The 255-nt window shown below is 45.5% G+C and carries 1 protein-coding gene; it reads right to left on the bottom strand.

Annotated elements, in window-relative coordinates:
• A partial coding sequence (locus tag PZC42_RS24990; protein WP_277214331.1) for a hypothetical protein occupies positions 1 to 255 on the bottom strand: 255 nt, incomplete at both ends.

The raw sequence follows: 255 nt of genomic DNA, 5'->3' as shown, positions 1-255 counted from the left end.
GTGCCGTATAGACCAAAGGAAGCGAAGCAAGATTAGATGCGGAGATTCCATGACAAAAACGAAGCCAAGAAGCAAAACCCTCCAGAACCTGTTCTTTCAGTTGATCAATACCCAAGCAAGCAGTCAATAGACTAAGTGCAACTTCGGCTGATGAACGAAGGTCATTCTCAAACTGTCGGCGCCTTTCAGGACGAGCTGCTATTTTATGACTAGAACATTCCTGTGGCAAAACAGTTAGCAGCTCAAGGAAGCTTG

Source organism: Isoptericola croceus, from assembly GCF_029382255.1.
Lineage (GTDB): Bacteria > Actinomycetota > Actinomycetes > Actinomycetales > Cellulomonadaceae > Isoptericola > Isoptericola croceus.
The sequence above is the reverse complement of the archived record's forward strand: the minus strand, read 5'-3'. Positions and strand labels throughout refer to the sequence as shown.